This window comes from Bifidobacterium bifidum ATCC 29521 = JCM 1255 = DSM 20456 (assembly GCF_001025135.1).
GTDB lineage: Bacteria > Actinomycetota > Actinomycetes > Actinomycetales > Bifidobacteriaceae > Bifidobacterium > Bifidobacterium bifidum.
Window position 1 is genome coordinate 796,579 of sequence record NZ_AP012323.1, and the last position, 18,181, is coordinate 814,759.

Here is an 18,181-nt window from a genome sequence, read left to right on the forward strand (position 1 = left end):
TGTCCGGCCTGTGCCGGCATCGGCGGAAGAAGAAAACCGGAAGGAAAGGGAGGGACGGATATGCCTCAGGAATTCGCTCACACGCGGTCGTCCTCGCAGAAGCAGGACACCGACGAACAGCTGAATGACGTGTCGATGGCGGCACAGGCCGAGACCGACGCGGCCGCGGACGCTCTCGACGCGGTGCTGGACGACATCGAATCCACGCTGGAATCCAACGCCGAGGAGTACGTGAACAGCTTCGTGCAAAAAGGCGGCGAATGATGCCGCAGCTGCGTGACAGCGGCAATCATGGGAGTTGGCAGGAAGCGCGGAGGTCTTCGCAGTTCCAGGGATTCGCCCGCATTTTCGGCGTGGAGACGGAGTACGGCGTATCGGTGACGGGTTCGGACCATCCGGTCGACGCGGCGCAGGTCGCGATGATGATGTTCCAGCCTGTCGTGTCCCGCGCGCGTTCCACGAACACGTACCTGACCAATGGTTCGCGGCTGTATCTCGACGTCGGCTCCCACCCGGAGTATGCGACCGCCGAGGCCCGCGATCCGATGGACGCCTTGCTGCAGGATCTGGCGGGGGAGCGGGTCATGGCCGGATTGGCCCTCGGCGCGCAGGCCCGGCTTCGTGCCAGGTACGGGGACGGCGTGAACGTGCACGTGTTCAAGAACAACGCGGACTCGGCGGGCCACTCGTTCGGGTGTCACGAGAACTATCTCGTACGCCGATATGTGCCTCTGGAAACCGTCGAGCACGAGCTGCTGCCGTTCCTGATAACGAGGCAGCTGTACACCGGAGCCGGGCGGGTCACCGATCAGGGATTCGAGATCACGCAGCGGGCGGACTATCTGGATGAGGCGGTGTCATCGGCGACGACGCGGTCGCGCCCCATGGTCAACACGCGTGACGAACCGCACTCAGATCCGGATGAATTCCGCCGGCTGCATGTCATCATCGGCGACTCCAATCGTTCGCAATGGGCGACATGGATGAAACTCGCCGTGACGCATCTGATTATCTGCGTCATCGAGGAGGCCGCCCGGCTCGGTGAGGATTCCGGTTTCGCGTCGTGCGCGTTGGCCGATCCCGGTGCCGCGAACCGTGCGGTCAGCGCCGATCTGACATGCGTGACCGCCCGGCTTCGTCTTGCTGACGGCTCCGAGCCGGTGTCTGCCGTGCAGATGCAGCGCAGGTACCAGGCCGTCGTCCGTGATTTCATGGAACGTCATCATGATGCCGTTGACGACGCACTGCCGCGCACGGACGTGGATCAGATTCTTTCCGCATGGTCGCTGGTTCTTGACCAGTTGGAGGCCAGCGATGTGGAAGCGTTGTCGGACCGCGTCGACTGGGCGGCGAAATACCGCCTGTTCCAGGCGCTGAAACGCCGCAAGGGCGAAGTGACGGATGCCATGCGCGAACGGCTGGACATGGATTACCATGACATCGTCAACGGTTCGCTGTATCCGTCAATGCTGCGTCGAGGCGTGATGCGGCAGCTGGCCACGCCCCAGCAGGTGGAGCATGCCGTCTCGGAACCGCCGGCCGATACCCGTGCCGCGTTGCGCGGGGCCTTCGTCGCCAAGGCGCTGTCCACGCAATGCCGGTTCTCCTGCGACTGGACGCGATTGTCCGTCATGGCTCCTGAACGCAGCGAAGTCGTGCTGCTGGACCCCTTCGAATACCAGGCGAATGCCGACGTCCAACACCTGATGAACCTGCTATAACGCCCCGCTGGCGGCTGGGCCGTCGGCGAAGTCGACCGGGGGTGCCGACCGGAGGCGCCCCAGCCCAAGTCCAGATACGAAAAAGCCCCTGACTCTTCATTGGTCAGGGGCTGTATTTGTTCACCATGATATCGAAATCGGTGACAATGGCACGAACCGGACTTACTCGGTCACGGCCTTCTTCAGCAGGGAGCCGGCGGAGATGCGCACGCCGTAGGTCGCCGGGATCTCGATGATTTCGCCGGTGCGCGGGTTGCGGCCGGTGCGGGCAGCGCGCTTGACGCGCTCAGCGGAGAACAGGCCGGTGAGCTTCAGGCCTTCGCCGGACTGCATGGCCTCGACGAACACGTCCTGGAAAGCGTTAACGGCGGCCTCAGCCTGAGCCTTGGTCAGATTGGACTTCTGGGCGATCTTCGAAACGAGATCAGACTTGTTGTATGCCATAAAGCATCCTTCTTTGATCTGGGGGCTTCGATTGCCGAATCCCCGGTGTTCATCAATGATGATAGCGCATGATGTAGGCAAACGCCGCATTTTTTAAGGGTTTTCCACACTTTTTCCGGTTGTTGGGCGGTTATATGAGATTGTGTTTGTCGAGCCAGCGCATGGACAGCGCACCGAGGGGGATTCGCAGCCAGTAGAACAGCGCACGGTACAGCAACGTCGCGGAGAGCGCGATGCCCGCGGGCACGCCTGCCGCGCCGAACGAGAACGTCAGCGCCGCTTCGACGCCACCGAGGCCGCCGGGGGTCGGCACCGCGGAGCCGATGGCATTGGCGACCAGGAAGATGAACAGCGTCTCCAGCGGATTGGTCATCTGTCCGAACGCCAGCAGCGCCGCCCAGAATTCCAGTCCGGTGGCCACGTTGAGGATCAGCATGCCCAGCACGCTGAACGACAGCTCCTTGGGATTGGTGAGCACGTCGATCAGCTGCCGTGCGTAGGCCTTGACCAGGGGCAGCAGCCTGTCCGTCGCGTAATGCCGGATGGGTGGGATCATCATCGCCACGGCAAGCGCCATCAGCACGATGCCGACGATGACGATCAGGGTGTTCGTCGGAATCATGCTGCTAAGCGCGTCGCTGCCTGTGAATATGCCGATGACGAACAGCATGAGCACTGTGCCGCCATAATACACGGCCATGACGGCGCTCATGATCGCGGTGGCGGTCGTATTGCGGTAGCCGCTTTTGCGCAGGAACTGCAGGTTCACGAATGCGGGTCCGACGCCGGCGGGCATGGACACCATCGCGAATCCTTGCGCGACCTGTGACATGAAGATGCCGAGCGGGTTGCGCTTGTCGCGTTCGATGAAGGCCCCGAGCTCCAGCGCGGAGCCGAGCAGGGCGATGAGTTCGAAGACCAGGCAGACGATCGCCATCACCGGGTTGGCGTTCTTCACCGCGGAGATGACCTCGTCGGGCTTCAGTTGGGTGAAGATCACCACGACGGCGACGATCAGCAGCACCATGCCGATGAAGGAGCGCGGGCTGAACCGGGACAGGGACACCGGCTCCATGGCCTCGGCGGTCTCCTGCGGGGCCAGCGCGCGCATCTCGGCGCGCATGTCGTCCACGATGTGCTTGTTCCAGCCCGGCAGGGCCCGCGTGCCGGCGGGAACGGCCGCCTTCTGGATGAATGGGGTCAGCGAGATCATCGTGTCGTCGCCGAGCACGTCACGGCCTGCGGTGACCGCGCGTTCGGGGCCGATGAGCACGGCGAGCAGCAACAGCAGTTGCACCTGATCCAGTGCGATGTTCGGGGCCGCGCTGGCGTCGTCCCCGTTCTGCCATCCGGCTATGATCGGCGTGCCGGATTCCAGTCGCGCGAGGGTGTCCGGCGTGATGCGGCGATGCGTGTACCCGCGCTTGTTCGCCACCGACAGGAAACGCAGCAATGCGATGGCGTCCTTGTCGGACAACGTGTTGAGGTTGCACTCGTGCATGATGTCGTCGCCGTGCAGCACCAGGATCGAAGTCTCGCCGGTGTCGGCCACGCCGTAGATCTTGGGGGTGGGCAGGCCCGCATTGCGCAATCCCAGAATCATCGCCATATGGTGCTGGGTCGCCTCTCTCGGCGAGCGGTCGCGCCGCATGGCGACGCCGGTGAACCGGACCCACTGCCACAGCTGTTTGACGTAGCCCGCCGTGCGCGCCTGGCTGTCCAGAGCGGAGACGACGAAGGCCCGTCCCCAATCATCCACGGCATCGTACAGTCGAGATCCTTCGACCAGATCGTCGTCGAGGGTCGAGGCGAGGGAGCCATGGGACAGGTCGACGTCCATGCGGCGCTTCAGCGAGGTGATATGCAGTCCGATGCCGTTGAGCGCCTGCACGAGATCCTCGCCCCATGCGCCCTGGTTCTTGGTGCCGGCTGCGAATCGGATCAGCATGCCGACCAGCCGGCCTACGGACAGGGACACGATAACTCCGGTCACGGAGTTGATCGACAGCAGGATCAGGATGGCCGACGAGATGTAGAGGATGTTCCATCCCCATTTGACCGTCGATCGTGTACGCCGAGGCCCCGCGACGGTCAACAATGCCGCGGAACCCGCGTAGAAGTCCGGCAGCAGTCCCGTTCCGATGATCGAGCTCGGCGAACACAGCGCGGTGATAAGTGTGAAGTTCCCGAAGGTCGACACGGCCATCGATATGCCCCAGACGGTCGCTAGGCCACCGAACATGGCGAGTAGGGCCAACGCCGATTGCAGCCACTCCCGTCCCACCAGCAGCTGGACGATGGCCATAACGGCGATGGTCACGATGGTCAGCTGCTGCAGCATCGAGGTCGGAAGATCGACCATCCAGTTCAGTGCACGTCCGGCGCTGTGGGCATCGGACTCGACTCCCGTGACGAAACCGCTCAGGTAGATGGAGGACAGTATGGCCACCGCCGCGAGCAGCACGGCGGAGACGGCGTGGACCAGATCGCCGAAATCGTGGATGCGGCGCGGTGCGACGTCCTCGATGACCGGGTGGGCCGTGGTGCCGGATACGTCGTCGCTCATCGGACGCGCGTCCAGCGACGCCTTGGAATCGTCATCGCCGGACGTTGCGGTTATCGTCTGATCGTTCATCACCGTTCCTGTGCTGATTGATCGTCGATGGAAATGGGAATTATCGGACGGCTCAGCGGTCGAAGTCGACCAGCGCGCCGGCGACGCCCGTGTAGGTGGCGGGGGTCAGCGCCTTGAGCCGCGCGGCCGTGGCGGGGTCGAAGGACTGCTGGTCGATGAAGCGCTCGACCGCCTCCTTGCTGATCTCATGGCCGCGCATGAGTTCCTTGACCTTCTCGTACGGCTTGTCCATGCCGGGCAGGCCCTTGAGCTCGCAGGCGCGCATCGCGGTCTGGATCGGCTCGCCGAGCACCTCCCAGTTGGAGTCGAGTTCGCGTTCGATGACGATGTCGTTCGGGTGGATGGACTTGAGTCCTCCCATCAGGTTGTACAGGGCGAGCTGCGAGTAGCCGAGCGCCGAACCGATGTTGCGCTGGGTGGTCGAATCGGTCAGGTCGCGCTGCCAACGGGACTCCACCAGCGTGGCGGAGAGCGTGTCGAGCAGCGAGCAGGACAGTTCGAAGTTGGCCTCGGCGTTCTCGAAGCGGATCGGGTTGACCTTGTGCGGCATCGTGGAGGAGCCGGTGGCGCCCTTGACGGGCACCTGGGCGAACACGCCGCGCGAGATGTACATCCACACGTCCACGCACAGGTTGTGCATGATGCGGTTCGCGTGGGAGACGGTCGAGTAGAGCTCGGCCTGCCAGTCGTGGCTTTCGATCTGCGTGGTCAGCGGGTTCCAGGTCAGGCCCATGCGGTTGGTGACGAACTCGCGGGAGACGGCGATCCAGTCGACGTCCGGGCAGGCGGCCAGATGCGCGCCGAAGGTGCCGGTCGCGCCGTTGATCTTGCCCAGGTACTCCTGGTTCTCGATGTGCCTCAGCTGACGGTTCAGACGGTAGACGTAGACGGCGAGCTCCTTGCCGAGCGTGGTCGGTGTGGCCGGCTGGCCGTGGGTGAGGGAGAGCAGGGCCTTGTCCTTGTATTCCTCGGCCTTGGCGGCGAGGTGGTCGATGATCTCCTTGAACGCCGGCGTCCATACCTGCTCCATCGCGTTCTTCACGCAACGGGCGGTGGACAGGTTGTTGATGTCCTCGGAGGTGCAGGCGAAGTGCACAAGGGTCTTGAGCGCGTCGTTGATGTGGGTGAGCTCGGCCGGCGCTTTGTCGAGCTGGTCGTCGATGTAGTATTCCACGGCCTTCACGTCATGGTGGGTGACGGCCTCGTGCGCGGCATGCTGCTTGATGCCTTCGGCGCCGAAGTCCTCGGGGATGGCCCGCAGGAAGGCGATCTCGGCGTCGGTGAACGGCTCCACGCCTTCGACGATCGGCTGGTTGCCGTTGCCGTCGAAGCCGTTGGCCAGCAGGATCATCCATTCGACTTCGACGCGCATGCGCTCGCGGTTCAGCGCCGGCTCGCTCAGATATTCGACGAGAGGTGCGGTCTGCTTGTGGTAGCGTCCGTCGAGCGGGGTCAATGCAATTGCGGGGGTGATGTCAGTAAGCTTCATAGCATCCCAGATTACTTCCAGCCGTAAACCTGATGCGAAACCGATGCGTGTTCGTTTCGCCCCCGTTCCTGATGCCTTCTTCGTCCCGGCATGTCGTTCTCCTCTCGTTTTCATCTGCTGACTGCTGTTTCCCCCGTGTTTCCGGTGCGTGCACGCCCGTCAGTCATGCGACATGCGCCCCTCGTAGTATCGGGTGTCGATGAGTTCGCCGTCGATGATCTGCTGGAAATGCCGTTCGTGCGCGTCCACGGCGGGCGAGCCGAGATCGGTGGCGTTGCGGTACGCGGCCTGATGATATTTGAGCCAATGGGATATCTCCTTGGTCTTCGGCGCGTCGGCCACCAGTGCTCCGGCGTAGTTCGACTCGACCGAACCGGTGTTCTGGCCGGGCGTGCACGACCCGTCGGCGTTCACCGTCGGCGGCGTGACGCCGGTGGTCTGCGTGACTTTGCCCCTTACGGTGAGCCATTGTTCGGTCGAAGGGTTGCGGCCGCCATCGAGCGAGGCGACGAGCTCGTCCTCGATCTCTATGCTGGTCACCCAGGTCTTGGGCGGTATCGGATGATTGGCGACAGGAGAGCCGGCGGTCACCACGTGATCGATGGCGTAGGAGTCCTTCAGGTCGGAGGCCAGGGCCGCGGCCACGATGCCGCCCTGGGAATGCCCCACCAATGCCACCGGCTCGTCCTTGCCGATGCCGGCTTGTCTCATGGCTTCCTCGACCATGCGGAAGCTGTCCGCGTTCCTGCGTCGGTTGGCGTTGGAGCTCATGAGTTCGAGGTTCTGCTCCCATCCGAACGGCGAATCGTCCTGCCCGTCCGTGCCCGGTATCAGGATTAGCCAGCCTGTCGTCCCATCGGAACGGCGGTATCGCTGGACCGCTATCGTCGCATAACTGAGTCCGCTGTTAAGGGTGATCTTGCCTAGGCGTTCCTCGGCGAGCCGTCGGAGGTTTTCCATGGACGAGGCCACGGAATGCGAGGCCCCGGCCACCTGAGACGTGGATTGCACCTCACGCACGGTGAGTTTGTTGCCCTGCATGGCGTTCTTGAACTTCGACGTGTACTTTGCGATGCGTTCCGCGGCGCCGGCGACCTGGGTACCGCCGAGGATGTGCGCGATGCGGTTGTTCGTGATGCGTCCCGCCAGCGATGCCAGCAGCTCCTCATCCATTTTCGATGTGGCATCGAGCGCCCGCACGGGGTTGAGCTTGCCGTCCTTGATGGAGCCCGAGACGAATCCGTAGAGCGACAGCATCCCCAGCGTGTTCCATCCGACGCTGGGCAGCACGGTCGTCATGATCTGCGCGGCCTTGCGAAGTTTCGTCTCCGCCTTGGTCTCCGCTTCGTCATACAGGCTGTGGGCGCGGACGATCAGATCGGCGACCTGTTCCAGGTCCCCGGCGAGCGTGGCGCACTCCCGCGCGTGGGTGACGCATTGCTCCAGCAGACGCGCATATGGCATGGAGACGTGACCAGGTTCTCCATCGCCGCCGCTGCCGGCCAGCGCAGGGCAGAACGCCGCGCCCGCACGGTCCTTTCGGAGCTGGTCGTGGACCACCGACCAGAAGAACCCCGCGCCCTTCATCTCCTTCGCCTGATTGCGCAGCGATGCCACGGCGGCCGTATATCGTTCACGGGTTGCCGGGGCGTATTGCGTGCCTCCGTGTATCGACGAAGTGACCATCCAGTTCATGATGAGCCTCCGCTCCAGGCGAGTTGCCCGGTCTGCCGCACGCGGTCGTCGATGGATGCCGCCAACCTCGTATCGCGGTCCAATGTTCGTGCGCACAGTGTCGCCGCATTGCCGGTCCAATCCAGGTTCTTGGCGGCGGCCATCGCGGTTCTGGACTGTTCCAGCGCGTTGGAGGTCAGCCGTTGCAGGGAGCCGATGCGCTCCCGGCTGGACCCGACAGCGGTGCGGCAAGGGCAGTCGGCGCCGGCGATCGACGCCATCGCGTTCCCCCATATCGGGAACGCGCCGTTGAAGATAGTGCAGGTGTTCATGGTTCCATGAACGCATGCACGGCCATCCGCGCGCAAGCGGAGCGGAACATGTGGTCGAAGGCTCCCGACTTATCCACACACTCGGCGTGTCATCCACAGCAAATGTGGACGACGAGACCGGCGCCGTCGCGGAGCACTGAATGGAGTGATGCGCAATGGTGCCCTCGCTGGCGGGCTGAGCCGTGAAGCGAGTAGAGGGGCTGTTTGCAGGCGAAGCCGCCTGGGGCGGTCCCGGGTGCCTCTCATCCGCAGCGCCACTTGTGCCGTGGCCCGTCTTTCCATCAGGGGAGAATCGACCTGACTTCGCCGCCGATTGCCGTGCTAAGGATGCTGTGCCGGGATGGCCACACCAGGGGGAAAAACATGGGAAAAATGCATTGTGTGGCTTTTGTTGTGCCACACAATGGAATGTGAGCCTTCTCATTACGTGGTATGGCAGAAAGCGAATCACAGAAACCGCCATTTTCCAATGATTCGGGAAAACGCTCTGATACCGGCGTTGCCACACCAGCCTAAAAACCGTCGAAAATCGTGTGGTGTGGTACACGGGCAGCCGGAACCGGACAGCTGGAACCAGGCGGCGCCCGGGCCAATCACCATGGCTTGGTGGTGGAGTTTGTGTTGGAGGAGCTTTTGCCCTTACCGCCTTTGGAGCCGTTCTGCGAGTTGGACTGCTGATTCGACTTCAGTAGGTCGTCCACTTGCTTGCGCTGCTCCTGCGTCAGACCGCCGCTCTGCTTGGCGTTGCCGTCCGATCCGGGCGCGGTCTGCGCGTTGGAGGTTTCGGTGTTTTGCTGCTTCTGGAGCTGCGCGTTGATGCGTTCGGTCAGCGTGGCGGAGACTGACGCGTTGGTGTCGATCACGTTCTTGACTTGCGGCAGTAGCAACGCGGACCATGCGGCCGCGTCTGCGAACCTGGCGTCGGCTTTTTGCTGGAGTGCGCTGAGCGTCGACAGGTCGGCGTCATCCTTGGAAGCGGCCTTCAGATTGCCGTTCAGTTGCGAGGTGGCATCGTCGAATGCGGTGACAGCGATGAGGTTCGCGCCGGCCGCGATGCCCGCGCACAGGCAGGCCATCGCGACGATGCCGATCAGGATGCGCGACCATAGCGGAGTGCGCGCTACTGCGCGGTCTTTCGCCTCGCGGCCGTTCGCCTCGCGCTTCTTCACTGTGTTGCTTTTCATCGCACGATTCGTTGATTTCCGGGATTTCATAGCATCCTCCGTGACATGGCGATCCATGCGCCGATCTCCCAGGCGAGCAGCAGGCCCAGCGCCACGGCGAACGGCCATATCACGGGAATCGTACGCTCCCGCCGTTTGACCGTCTGGGTGAGCCTCCACTGTCTTGATGCCTTGGCGGACACGGCCTGTTCGATGGTGTGCGAGGCGTCCACGTGCAGGTATGAGCCGCCCATCTCATCGGCGATGGATTCCAGCGTGGCCTCGTCGAGCTTGGATATTCCTGGCTTGCCGGTCGTCGGGTCGGTCACCCACTGCCCGTCGGATTGCTGTCCCGTTGCTGTGCCGTCGCTGGCCATCGGTATCTTGCCACCCGCATCAGAGCCCACGCCGATGGTGAACGAGTCGTCAAGGTACCGCCTCAGCGCAGAATAGCTACGGCGTGCGGTGTCGGAGGTCTGCTCGCCGTCCGTGATCACATACAGCACGATGATGTCATCGGGATGTTGATCCCTGATTGATTTGAGCGACAGCATCAGCTGGTCGAGCGGCGTGTCGAGACTCGATCCGGCCGATGTGGACGTGGATTCGACGGCCAGCGTGTCGGCCCAGCCGTCAATGGCGATGGAGTCCGGAGTCAACGGCACATCCAGGGTGCCGCTCGCGCCGAAGCGCAATGCGGCGAAACTGGAATCGGCGTACGTCGACGTGATGCCCTTCACGATGCGCTTGGCCGCGTCAAGACGGCTGATTGTACCCGAGGAGCCGTATTCCGCGTCCTTGACCGCCATCGATCCGGTGACGTCGACCGCCACCATGACATCGGTGGCATTGATAGCCCGGCTGGTGGTGGTCGTCACGATGCTGGGCGTCAGCATCATCACGGCGGCGAGCAGGAACATTATCACCCTGCGTATGCAGGCGGTCAGCGTCTCATCGCTGGAGCGCCTGCGCCGCACATGCACGACGACCACCGCGACCGCGAACGCCAGCATGAGCGCCGCGATCGCGCCGCCCGCGATCCAACCCAGAGCCGGGGCGAATGTCATCGGTCTCATCGTCTCAACCTCCATGCCAGTATCATCCATATCGCAAGCAGCACGACCAGCATCAGCGTCCACCATCCCGGCGCGTCGATCAGCGCGGCCTGGCTTGACCGTCGGCTTTCGCTGGTACGCCGGCTGTCAATCTGCCTCACCAGCTCGTTGATGTCGGATGAGCCCGACTGGGTGAGGAACGTTCCGCCGCGGGACTCGATCTGCTGCTTCATCTCGGTGGTTGTGGCGTCGCCCTCGCTCTGGCGTGGCCCGGAGAACAGGCCGTCCACGCTGATATGCGAAGCTTCGGCCATATCGAGCGCCTGGGCGAGTGAATACGTCGGCGTGCCGGACGCCACGTTGTCTGTGGCGAGCACGATCGAGGCGGGGCGCTGCCGTGCGGCGCCGGACGTGTCGCCATAGGCGAAGCCGGGTATCATCGCGGCGCAGCTGACCAGCCCGTCCCCGATCAGTGATGTCGAGTTCTTGCGGTTCTGCGTGCCTTCCAGCCAATCGGCGATCTTTTGGTAGTCCTTGTCGCTCATCTTGTCGATGTCGTCCTGCGATTCGACGCCACGGAGCGCGTCCGCCGCCTTGGTCAGCTGGCTGGAGACCAGGTCGTAGTCGTCGGTCAGGGGGAACACCGTGCGCGATGTCGAGTTGAAGATGCTCAGGGCGATGCGTTCTCCCCGGAAATGGCTCACCAGTTCCAGATATGTTTCGATGACCGCCCGGTCATAGGGGAGCGCCGAACCTGACACGTCGAGGCACAACACGATGTCGCGACTGCTGGAGCGTTCCGCGTCGCGGTCCACATGCGCCGGTCTGGCGATAAGAACCGTGCAGATGGCCAGCGCCGCCACCAGCGCCGCCACGGCGATCCGCCCCAGCAATCGCCACAGATGGAACAGATGCGATGCATGCTCGGTATTGAGGTCGTCGTCAAGACTGTATACCGGCATGCCGTCCCGCGGGGGACGCCTGCGGCCTCGGAAGATCGCGATGACGGCCACCAGCACTGCCGCGACGAGCACGGCCGCCACGGCGGCATACGGCCACAGCCAATGGATGCTCATGTCGTTCGTGGTCATCAGCGCCACCTTTCCACAAGGTTCAGCACCCAGTCGGCGGCCTGTTCCACGGTGGCGTCCTTCGCCTGCGCGTTGAACTCGGCGTTCGCGAACTCCGGCGGATACAGCGCGGCTATGGTCTGGCGCAGCAGCGTGAAACCGTGGACTCCCGAATCACCTGCCAGGGAGCCTGCGGAACGTGACGCGATCTCCTGCAGCGTCGTCGAACCGAGCTCCGCGCTGCTGGCCTGCGACGCGAAGTCCCTCGCCACGGCGGCGAGCTCGACGAAGGCGTCCTCGCGCGAAAGCTTCCCGGCCCCGTTGCGCTCCACGATGTCATGCACGCGGCTTTTCCACTGCGAGACGGGGGCGAGGGCGTTGTGAGACCCTCGGGGAGCGGCTACGCGTTTCGCACGTCGAGGACGGGACATGATGACGATCGCCACAATCAGGATCAGCAACGCGATGAAGCACGCCATCGTCACTATGGGCAGCAGAGACGCGACGGGCACATCCGTCACGGGATGCAGGTCGTTCACGTCCACGGCTGCGGCCAGCGTCGACGAGGTCACGAAACCGTTCATGACGTTCATGCAGGCACCTCCGACGTCAGGTTCAGCGATGGCGGCACGCGCAGCTGATTGCGGATGGAACGGCCGAGCGAACGCGACACCAGCCGCACGAAGGCATCGAACATCATGTCGCTCGACGCGGCGCGGATCATTCGCGAACCATGTTTGGCGAGTTCGTGCTCCAGAGCGGCGCACACGTATCTGCGATGCAGCGCCACCTCTTCCGCGGCCTTCGCGTTGCGCAGCAGGGCGGGGATGCGGCGCCCGGATTTTCCGTCATACCATTCGCGGGCGGCCTCGGATGGGTCGAAGGGGTTGGCCGTCGCCACGGTGATCAGCACCACGGGGTGGGTGGCGGCTATGGCGCCGATGACGTTGATGTGACGCTTGCGCAGGGCCAGCTCGTCGGTGGCAAGCACGATGAGCGCCTGACGGTCGCGTATGCGGCGCGCGTAATCCAGCAGAGCGTCGATGTTGCGGCCGTATGACCAATCCCGCCGCAAGGCGTCGTCCAGCGTGCGCTCGAACTGCGCGAACCCGCCGTTGAACGGCATGCGCGTGATGCTGTGGGCGTCGGCGAACACCAGGGAGACGTCATCGCTGCGCCGCAGCGACAGCGCGGCGAACATGCGCAGCGCGTTGCCTGCGACCGCGTAGGCCGGCTCGCCTGACGCGCATCCTCCGGTCATCTCCTCGCCGACATCGCACAGCAGCCACACCTGGCTGGTCGCCTGGCGCGCATGCTGCACGACCATCGGGCGGCCGAGACGGGCGCTGGCTTTCCAATCGATGAGACGCGCCTCGTCCCCCGGCCCGTAGACGCGGATGTCCATCGGGTCGTCATTGCCTCCACGCCGGTTCGAGGCGTGCTCGCCCTCCAGGACGCCCAGCGCCTTGCGAACGGTCGGAAGGCTCAGCGAATTGCCCAGCGCCTCGATCTTCCTGCGGATCCGGTCGTCGGAAGATGAGGAGTGTGAGGAGTGTGAGGGGTGTGAGCCATCGATCATGGGACGTGAACCGTTTCCACGATCCGATCGATCACCTGGTCGCTGGTCACGCCGTCAGCCAGCGCCTCGAAGGTCAGGATCACACGGTGCCTGAGCACTTCGTGGACCATCATCTTCACATCCTCGGGGATGACGTAATCCCGGCCGGCGAGCAGCGCGTTGGCCTGCCCGCTGCGGATCAGGGCGATCGACGCGCGGGGGCTCGCACCGAGGCGGACCGTCGAGCTCAGGCCCTTCAGCGGCTTGTTTCCGGCACCGCGCGAGGTCGCCACCAGATCGACGGCGTAGCGCATGATCGCCTCCGACACATGGACGCGCCGCGCCGATTTGCGCAGAAACTCCACATCCTGAATGGTGATCGTGTCGGACGGCAGCGATTTCGGATCGAACATGTCGGTGCCGCGGCGCGTGAGCATCGCCAGCATGCTCGTCTCCTCGTCGGCCTTGGGATAGGTCATGACGGCCTTCATCATGAATCGGTCCATCTGGGCTTCCGGCAGGTTGAACGTGCCCTCCTCCTCGATGGGGTTCTCGGTGGCGATTACCATGAACGGCTTGGGCAGCTCGATGCGTTCGCCGCCGATCGTCGTGGCGCCTTCCGCCATGGCCTCAAGCATCGCCGACTGCGTTTTGGCGTTGGATCGGTTGATCTCGTCGAGCAATACGAAATTGGCGTGGATCGGGCCGATCTGGGTGGAGAACCGCTGGGTGGAGAAGTCAAACACCTGGGTGCCCACCAGATCGGACGGCATGAGGTCGGGCGTGCATTGCACTCGGCGGAACGTTCCCGAGACCGAGGTGGCCAGCGTCTGGGCCGCGGTGGTCTTGGCCAGGCCGGGCACGGATTCGATGAGGATGTGGCCGCCTGCGACCATCGTGGCGATCAGCGCTTCGCGCAAGTCGGACTGTCCGACCAGCGTCTGGGCGAATCTGGCGCGGATGCGGTCGGTGAGTTGCCGTGCGCGTCGCAGGTCATCCTGCGTCAGCGCGGCGGAAGGCGCCGGCACGGGCGTGCGCATGGGGGCGGCCGGCATGGCGCCCGTCATGGGGATCGCGTTCGCGAGCTGGGACGGCATTGAAGGTTTCGAGGTGAATAAAGCCATGCTGCCCACCTTACCGTGACGAAGCAACCGCGGAGTGGGGATCGGGCCGATCCGCCTGCGCCGATGGCAGTGACCAGTCGACCGGTTCCGCGCCCATGGAGACCAGCGCTTGGTTGGCGCGGGAGAACGGGTGGGAGCCGAAGAACCCGCGGGATGCGGACAGAGGGCTGGGATGCGGCGAGGCGATGATGGTCGCGTTGGTGAGCAGCGGCGCGAGGCTCTGCGCGTTGCGCCCCCAGAGGATCGCCACCAGCGGCTTCGGCTTGCCGTCCGCGTCCACCCGGACGTCAAGGGCGCGGATGGCGGCCTCGGTGATGGTCTCCCATCCCTTGCCCTGATGGCTGTTGGGGCGTCCCACGCCGACGGTCAGGCACCTGTTCAGCAGCATCACGCCGCGCTGGGTCCAGGGTGTCAGGTCACCGTTGGCGGGCATCGGCACGTGCATGTCGTCGACGAGCTCGCGGTAGATGTTGACCAGGCTCTTCGGCAGCGGTCGGACGTCGGGCGCCACACAGAAGCTCAGGCCGACCGGATGCCCCGGAGTCGGGTAGGGATCCTGCCCGACGATCAGCACCTTGATCGAGTCGAATGGAATTGTGAAGGCTCTGAGGATATTATGGCTTGCGGGCAGGTACTGACATCCTGCCTGCAGTTCGGAGCGGAGGAAATCGCCCATGTGATGGACCTGCGGCTCCACGTCCTGCAGCGCGGCGGCCCATCCGGGCTCCACGAGCTGCGACAATGGTTTGACTGGATGTTGACTCATGGCCTCTACTGTAGCGAGCGTGTCGAAGCTGTGCATATCCGGTGCATGACTGACGGCCGTCGCGCACTTGGGACAACATGGCCGGTAGACTTGATGAACGATACGGAAGGGTGATTATGGCCAAGGACAAGGAAACATACGATTCGTATGCCAAAGACGTGTTCGACAATCCTCCGGCAGGTCCGGTGGGCGTGCATCGGGGCGCGCGGTCGGCCGGGGCGCGCATGACGCCTTTCCTGATCGTGTTGCTTGTGGTGGCCCTGGCGGGCGTCGGCACATGGGGTGTGCTGTCGGGAATGTTCTCCGACGTGCTCTTCGGGAACAACGGCACGTCGCAGGCGGCCGACGACAAGGCGTCCGACAGCGGCGACTCGAAGACCGGCGACACGACGAAGTCCGGCACGGGCGAGCAGTCCACTTCTAGTTCGACTGACGGTTCCTCCGACACGGCTTCCAATACCTCCACGGATTCCGCCCAGAGCGATACGACATCGAGCAGCAGCGACGGTTCGACCGATGCCACCGACACGAACGGGCAGGGGACGGACTCCACCGCCTCGTCCGACACGCATTCGACGCCGCCGGCCACCGCCGAGGCGAACAAGGCCACTTCCGTCCGCGTGATCAACGGAACCAAGATCTCCGGTCACGCCGCCAGCCGTGCGTACACGCTCAAGCAGGCCGGATACAAGAACGTCGTCTCCGCCAACCCCTCCGGTACGTTGCCCGCGAGCACCGTGGTCTGGTACCAGAACGAGACCGATGCGGCGACCGCGAAGGACATCGCCGTGACCTTGGGCATCTCCGACGTGCGGCAGATGTCGGGCATCTCCGCACCCGTCGTCGTCGTGCTGATGCAGTGACCGTACATCGGCCGAGAATCCGCGTCCCCGTAGGCTTTGTGCGAATGTCCCCTAGTACCGTACAATGATATGGAGTCGCGAGGTGGGGGATGCGGTGCGGTTTTGAGCTCTCTTCCGTTTGTTCGCGGCATAGGAACAAGGGAAAGAATATAACAATGGCACAGGGAACTGTGAAGTTCTTCAGCGCTGGCAAGGGTTACGGATTCATTACCTCTGATGCTGGTGGGGATGATGTGTTCGTGCACTACTCGGTTATTCAAGCCGATGGTTTCAAGACGCTGAACGAGGGCGATAAGGTCGAGTACGAGGCCGAACGTGGGCCGAAGGGAATGCAGGCCACGAAAGTGGTCAAGCTCTGAATCGTGCGAGGCTTTGCGCGTCATCGAAGCTCCGGTACCCAATGGGTGCCGGAGCTTTTTCCTTTTCTTTCGGCTTTACCGGATCGGTATCGGCATGCTCCGGCCTTCGCGGATCACGCGATGATTTCAAGCCAACAGCGCAATCCTCATGAATATGTTGGCACTCGGGCACCGAGAGTGCTAATCTCCCAATTAGCACTCGGGGAGTGAGAGTGACAGCCGGCAGCTGACGGTCGGCGGCCACGCCTCGCCCCCAGGTGAGATTCAGTACCGTGAAGCCATTTGGAGGATACACAACCATGGCAAAGATCATTGCATACGACGAGGAAGCTCGTCAGGGCATGCTTGCGGGTCTCGACAAGCTCGCCAACACCGTGAAGGTCACTCTGGGCCCGAAGGGCCGCAATGTGGTGCTCGACAAGTCCTATGGCGCACCGACCATCACCAACGATGGCGTCTCCATCGCCAAGGAAATCGATCTTGAGGATCCGTACGAGCGCATCGGCGCCGAGCTGGTCAAGGAAGTCGCCAAGAAGACCGACGACGTCGCGGGCGACGGAACCACCACCGCCACCGTGCTGGCCCAGTCCCTCGTGCACGAAGGCCTGAAGAACGTTGTCGCCGGCTCCAACCCGATCGCGCTGCGTCGCGGCATCGAGAAGGCCACCGACACCATCGTCAAGGAACTGGTCGCCGCCGCCAAGGACGTGGAGACCAAGGACCAGATCGCCGCCACCGCCACGATCTCCGCAGCCGACCCCGAGGTTGGCGAGAAGATCGCCGAGGCTCTGGACAAGGTCGGTCAGGACGGCGTCGTGACCGTCGAGGACAACAACCGCTTCGGCCTTGACCTTGAGTTCACCGAGGGCATGCGTTTCGACAAGGGCTACATCGCCCCGTACTTCGTGACCAACGCGGACGACCAGACCGCGGTTCTTGAGGATCCGTACATCCTCCTGACCTCCGGCAAGGTTTCCAGCCAGCAGGACGTCGTCCACATCGCCGAGCTCGTCATGAAGTCCGGCAAGCCGCTGCTGATCATCGCCGAGGACGTCGACGGCGAGGCGCTGCCGACCCTCATCCTGAACAAGATCCGCGGCACCTTCAACTCCTGCGCCGTCAAGGCCCCCGGCTTCGGCGACCGTCGCAAGGCGATGCTGCAGGATATGGCCATCCTGACCGGTGCTCAGGTCGTGTCCGACGAGCTGGGTCTCAAGCTCGACTCCATCGACATGTCCGTGCTCGGCACCGCCAAGAAGGTCATCGTCTCCAAGGACGAGACCACCATCGTTTCCGGCGGCGGCGACAAGGCCGACGTCGAGGCTCGCGTGGCCCAGATTCGCGCCGAGATCGAGAAGACCGACTCCGATTACGACCGTGAGAAGCTGCAGGAGCGTCTCGCCAAGCTGGCCGGCGGCGTCGCCGTCATCAAAGTCGGCGCGGCCACCGAGGTCGAGGCCAAGGAGCGTAAGCACCGCATCGAAGACGCCGTGCGCAACGCCAAGGCCGCTATCGAAGAGGGCCTGCTGCCCGGCGGTGGCGTGGCGCTCGTCCAGGCTGCCAAGAAGGCCGAGTCCGCAGAAGCCGTCACTTCGCTGACCGGCGAAGAGGCCACTGGTGCCGCCATCGTGTTCCGCGCCATCGAGGCCCCGATCAAGCAGATCGCCGAGAACTCCGGCGTGTCCGGTGACGTGGTGTTCAACAAGGTTCGCGAGCTGCCGGAGGGTCAGGGTTTCAACGCCGCCACCGACACCTACGAGGATCTGCTGGCCGCCGGCGTCGCCGACCCGGTCAAGGTCACCCGCTCCGCTCTGCAGAACGCCGCGTCCATCGCCGGCCTGTTCCTGACCACCGAAGCGGTTGTCGCCAACAAGCCGGAACCGAAGGCCGCCGCTCCGGCCGCCGGCGCCGACATGGGCTACTGATCC

Annotated in this window: 17 protein-coding genes; 5 read left to right on the forward strand and 12 right to left on the reverse strand. The window is 63.8% G+C overall.

The window, feature by feature from the left end:
- Positions 1–60 precede the first annotated feature (60 nt).
- Positions 61–264 carry a ubiquitin-like protein Pup gene (locus BBBF_RS03140; protein WP_003812488.1) on the forward strand — a complete coding sequence of 68 codons (204 nt, stop codon included), beginning with the start codon at positions 61–63 and terminating at the stop codon, positions 262–264.
- On the forward strand, positions 264–1,721 hold the full coding sequence (gene pafA, locus BBBF_RS03145) for a Pup--protein ligase (protein ID WP_033509519.1): 1,458 nt from the start codon (positions 264–266) through the stop codon (positions 1,719–1,721). Before BBBF_RS03140 ends, pafA begins: the two co-directional genes overlap by 1 nt.
- A 162-nt stretch (positions 1,722–1,883) precedes the next feature.
- On the opposite strand, the gene BBBF_RS03150 is transcribed toward pafA, so the two are convergent.
- The 12 genes from BBBF_RS03150 to BBBF_RS03205 all read right to left on the reverse strand — a co-directional run bounded on the left by BBBF_RS03150 (position 1,884) and on the right by BBBF_RS03205 (position 15,031).
- Entirely contained in the window at positions 1,884–2,165 is a 282-nt protein-coding gene (locus BBBF_RS03150; RefSeq protein WP_003812492.1) for an HU family DNA-binding protein, read from the reverse strand.
- A 130-nt stretch (positions 2,166–2,295) separates the two neighbouring features.
- Positions 2,296–4,800 carry a lysylphosphatidylglycerol synthase transmembrane domain-containing protein gene (locus BBBF_RS03155; protein ID WP_021647945.1) on the reverse strand — a complete coding sequence of 835 codons (2,505 nt, stop codon included), beginning with the start codon at positions 4,798–4,800 and terminating at the stop codon, positions 2,296–2,298.
- Positions 4,801–4,852: 52 nt separating this feature from the next.
- Positions 4,853–6,289: an adenylosuccinate lyase gene (gene purB, locus BBBF_RS03160; protein WP_003816427.1), complete on the reverse strand. Its 1,437-nt coding sequence runs from the start codon at positions 6,287–6,289 to the stop codon at positions 4,853–4,855.
- Between the two features lie 159 nt (positions 6,290–6,448).
- Entirely contained in the window at positions 6,449–7,984 is a 1,536-nt protein-coding gene (locus BBBF_RS03165) for an esterase/lipase family protein (protein ID WP_021647946.1), read from the reverse strand.
- Positions 7,981–8,295 (reverse strand): hypothetical protein, encoded by a 315-nt coding sequence (locus BBBF_RS03170; protein ID WP_003821652.1) that lies wholly within the window; start codon positions 8,293–8,295, stop codon positions 7,981–7,983. Before BBBF_RS03170 ends, BBBF_RS03165 begins: the two co-directional genes overlap by 4 nt.
- 593 nt (positions 8,296–8,888) lie before the next feature.
- Positions 8,889–9,479, reverse strand: coding sequence for a DUF6466 family protein (locus tag BBBF_RS03175; RefSeq protein WP_003816421.1), 591 nt, complete (start codon positions 9,477–9,479; stop codon positions 8,889–8,891).
- A gap of 26 nt (positions 9,480–9,505) precedes the next feature.
- Entirely contained in the window at positions 9,506–10,534 is a 1,029-nt protein-coding gene (locus BBBF_RS03180) for a vWA domain-containing protein (RefSeq protein WP_003812503.1), read from the reverse strand.
- Entirely contained in the window at positions 10,531–11,589 is a 1,059-nt protein-coding gene (locus BBBF_RS03185; protein WP_003821653.1) for a vWA domain-containing protein, read from the reverse strand. Before BBBF_RS03185 ends, BBBF_RS03180 begins: the two co-directional genes overlap by 4 nt.
- 14 nt (positions 11,590–11,603) lie before the next feature.
- A complete protein-coding gene (locus BBBF_RS03190; protein ID WP_003816418.1) occupies positions 11,604–12,176 on the reverse strand; it encodes a hypothetical protein in 573 nt (190 codons plus the stop codon).
- Positions 12,173–13,162, reverse strand: coding sequence for a DUF58 domain-containing protein (locus BBBF_RS03195; protein ID WP_014760062.1), 990 nt, complete (start codon positions 13,160–13,162; stop codon positions 12,173–12,175). Before BBBF_RS03195 ends, BBBF_RS03190 begins: the two co-directional genes overlap by 4 nt.
- On the reverse strand, positions 13,159–14,265 hold the full coding sequence (locus BBBF_RS03200; RefSeq protein WP_033509459.1) for an AAA family ATPase: 1,107 nt from the start codon (positions 14,263–14,265) through the stop codon (positions 13,159–13,161). The genes BBBF_RS03195 and BBBF_RS03200 overlap by 4 nt, the downstream gene beginning before the upstream one ends.
- A 10-nt stretch (positions 14,266–14,275) precedes the next feature.
- A complete protein-coding gene (locus tag BBBF_RS03205; RefSeq protein WP_033509514.1) occupies positions 14,276–15,031 on the reverse strand; it encodes a uracil-DNA glycosylase in 756 nt (251 codons plus the stop codon).
- Between the two features lie 116 nt (positions 15,032–15,147).
- Between BBBF_RS03205 and BBBF_RS03210 the strand changes: the two genes are divergently transcribed.
- The 3 genes from BBBF_RS03210 (at position 15,148) to groL (ending at position 18,178) form a co-directional block, all read left to right on the forward strand.
- A complete protein-coding gene (locus BBBF_RS03210) occupies positions 15,148–15,894 on the forward strand; it encodes a LytR C-terminal domain-containing protein (RefSeq protein WP_021647953.1) in 747 nt (248 codons plus the stop codon).
- A 155-nt stretch (positions 15,895–16,049) separates the two neighbouring features.
- Complete coding sequence (locus tag BBBF_RS03215; protein WP_003816407.1) at positions 16,050–16,253, forward strand: cold-shock protein; 204 nt, start codon at positions 16,050–16,052, stop codon at positions 16,251–16,253.
- Between the two features lie 299 nt (positions 16,254–16,552).
- Positions 16,553–18,178, forward strand: coding sequence for a chaperonin GroEL (gene groL, locus BBBF_RS03220; RefSeq protein WP_003812522.1), 1,626 nt, complete (start codon positions 16,553–16,555; stop codon positions 18,176–18,178).
- The last annotated feature ends 3 nt before the right edge of the window (positions 18,179–18,181 follow it).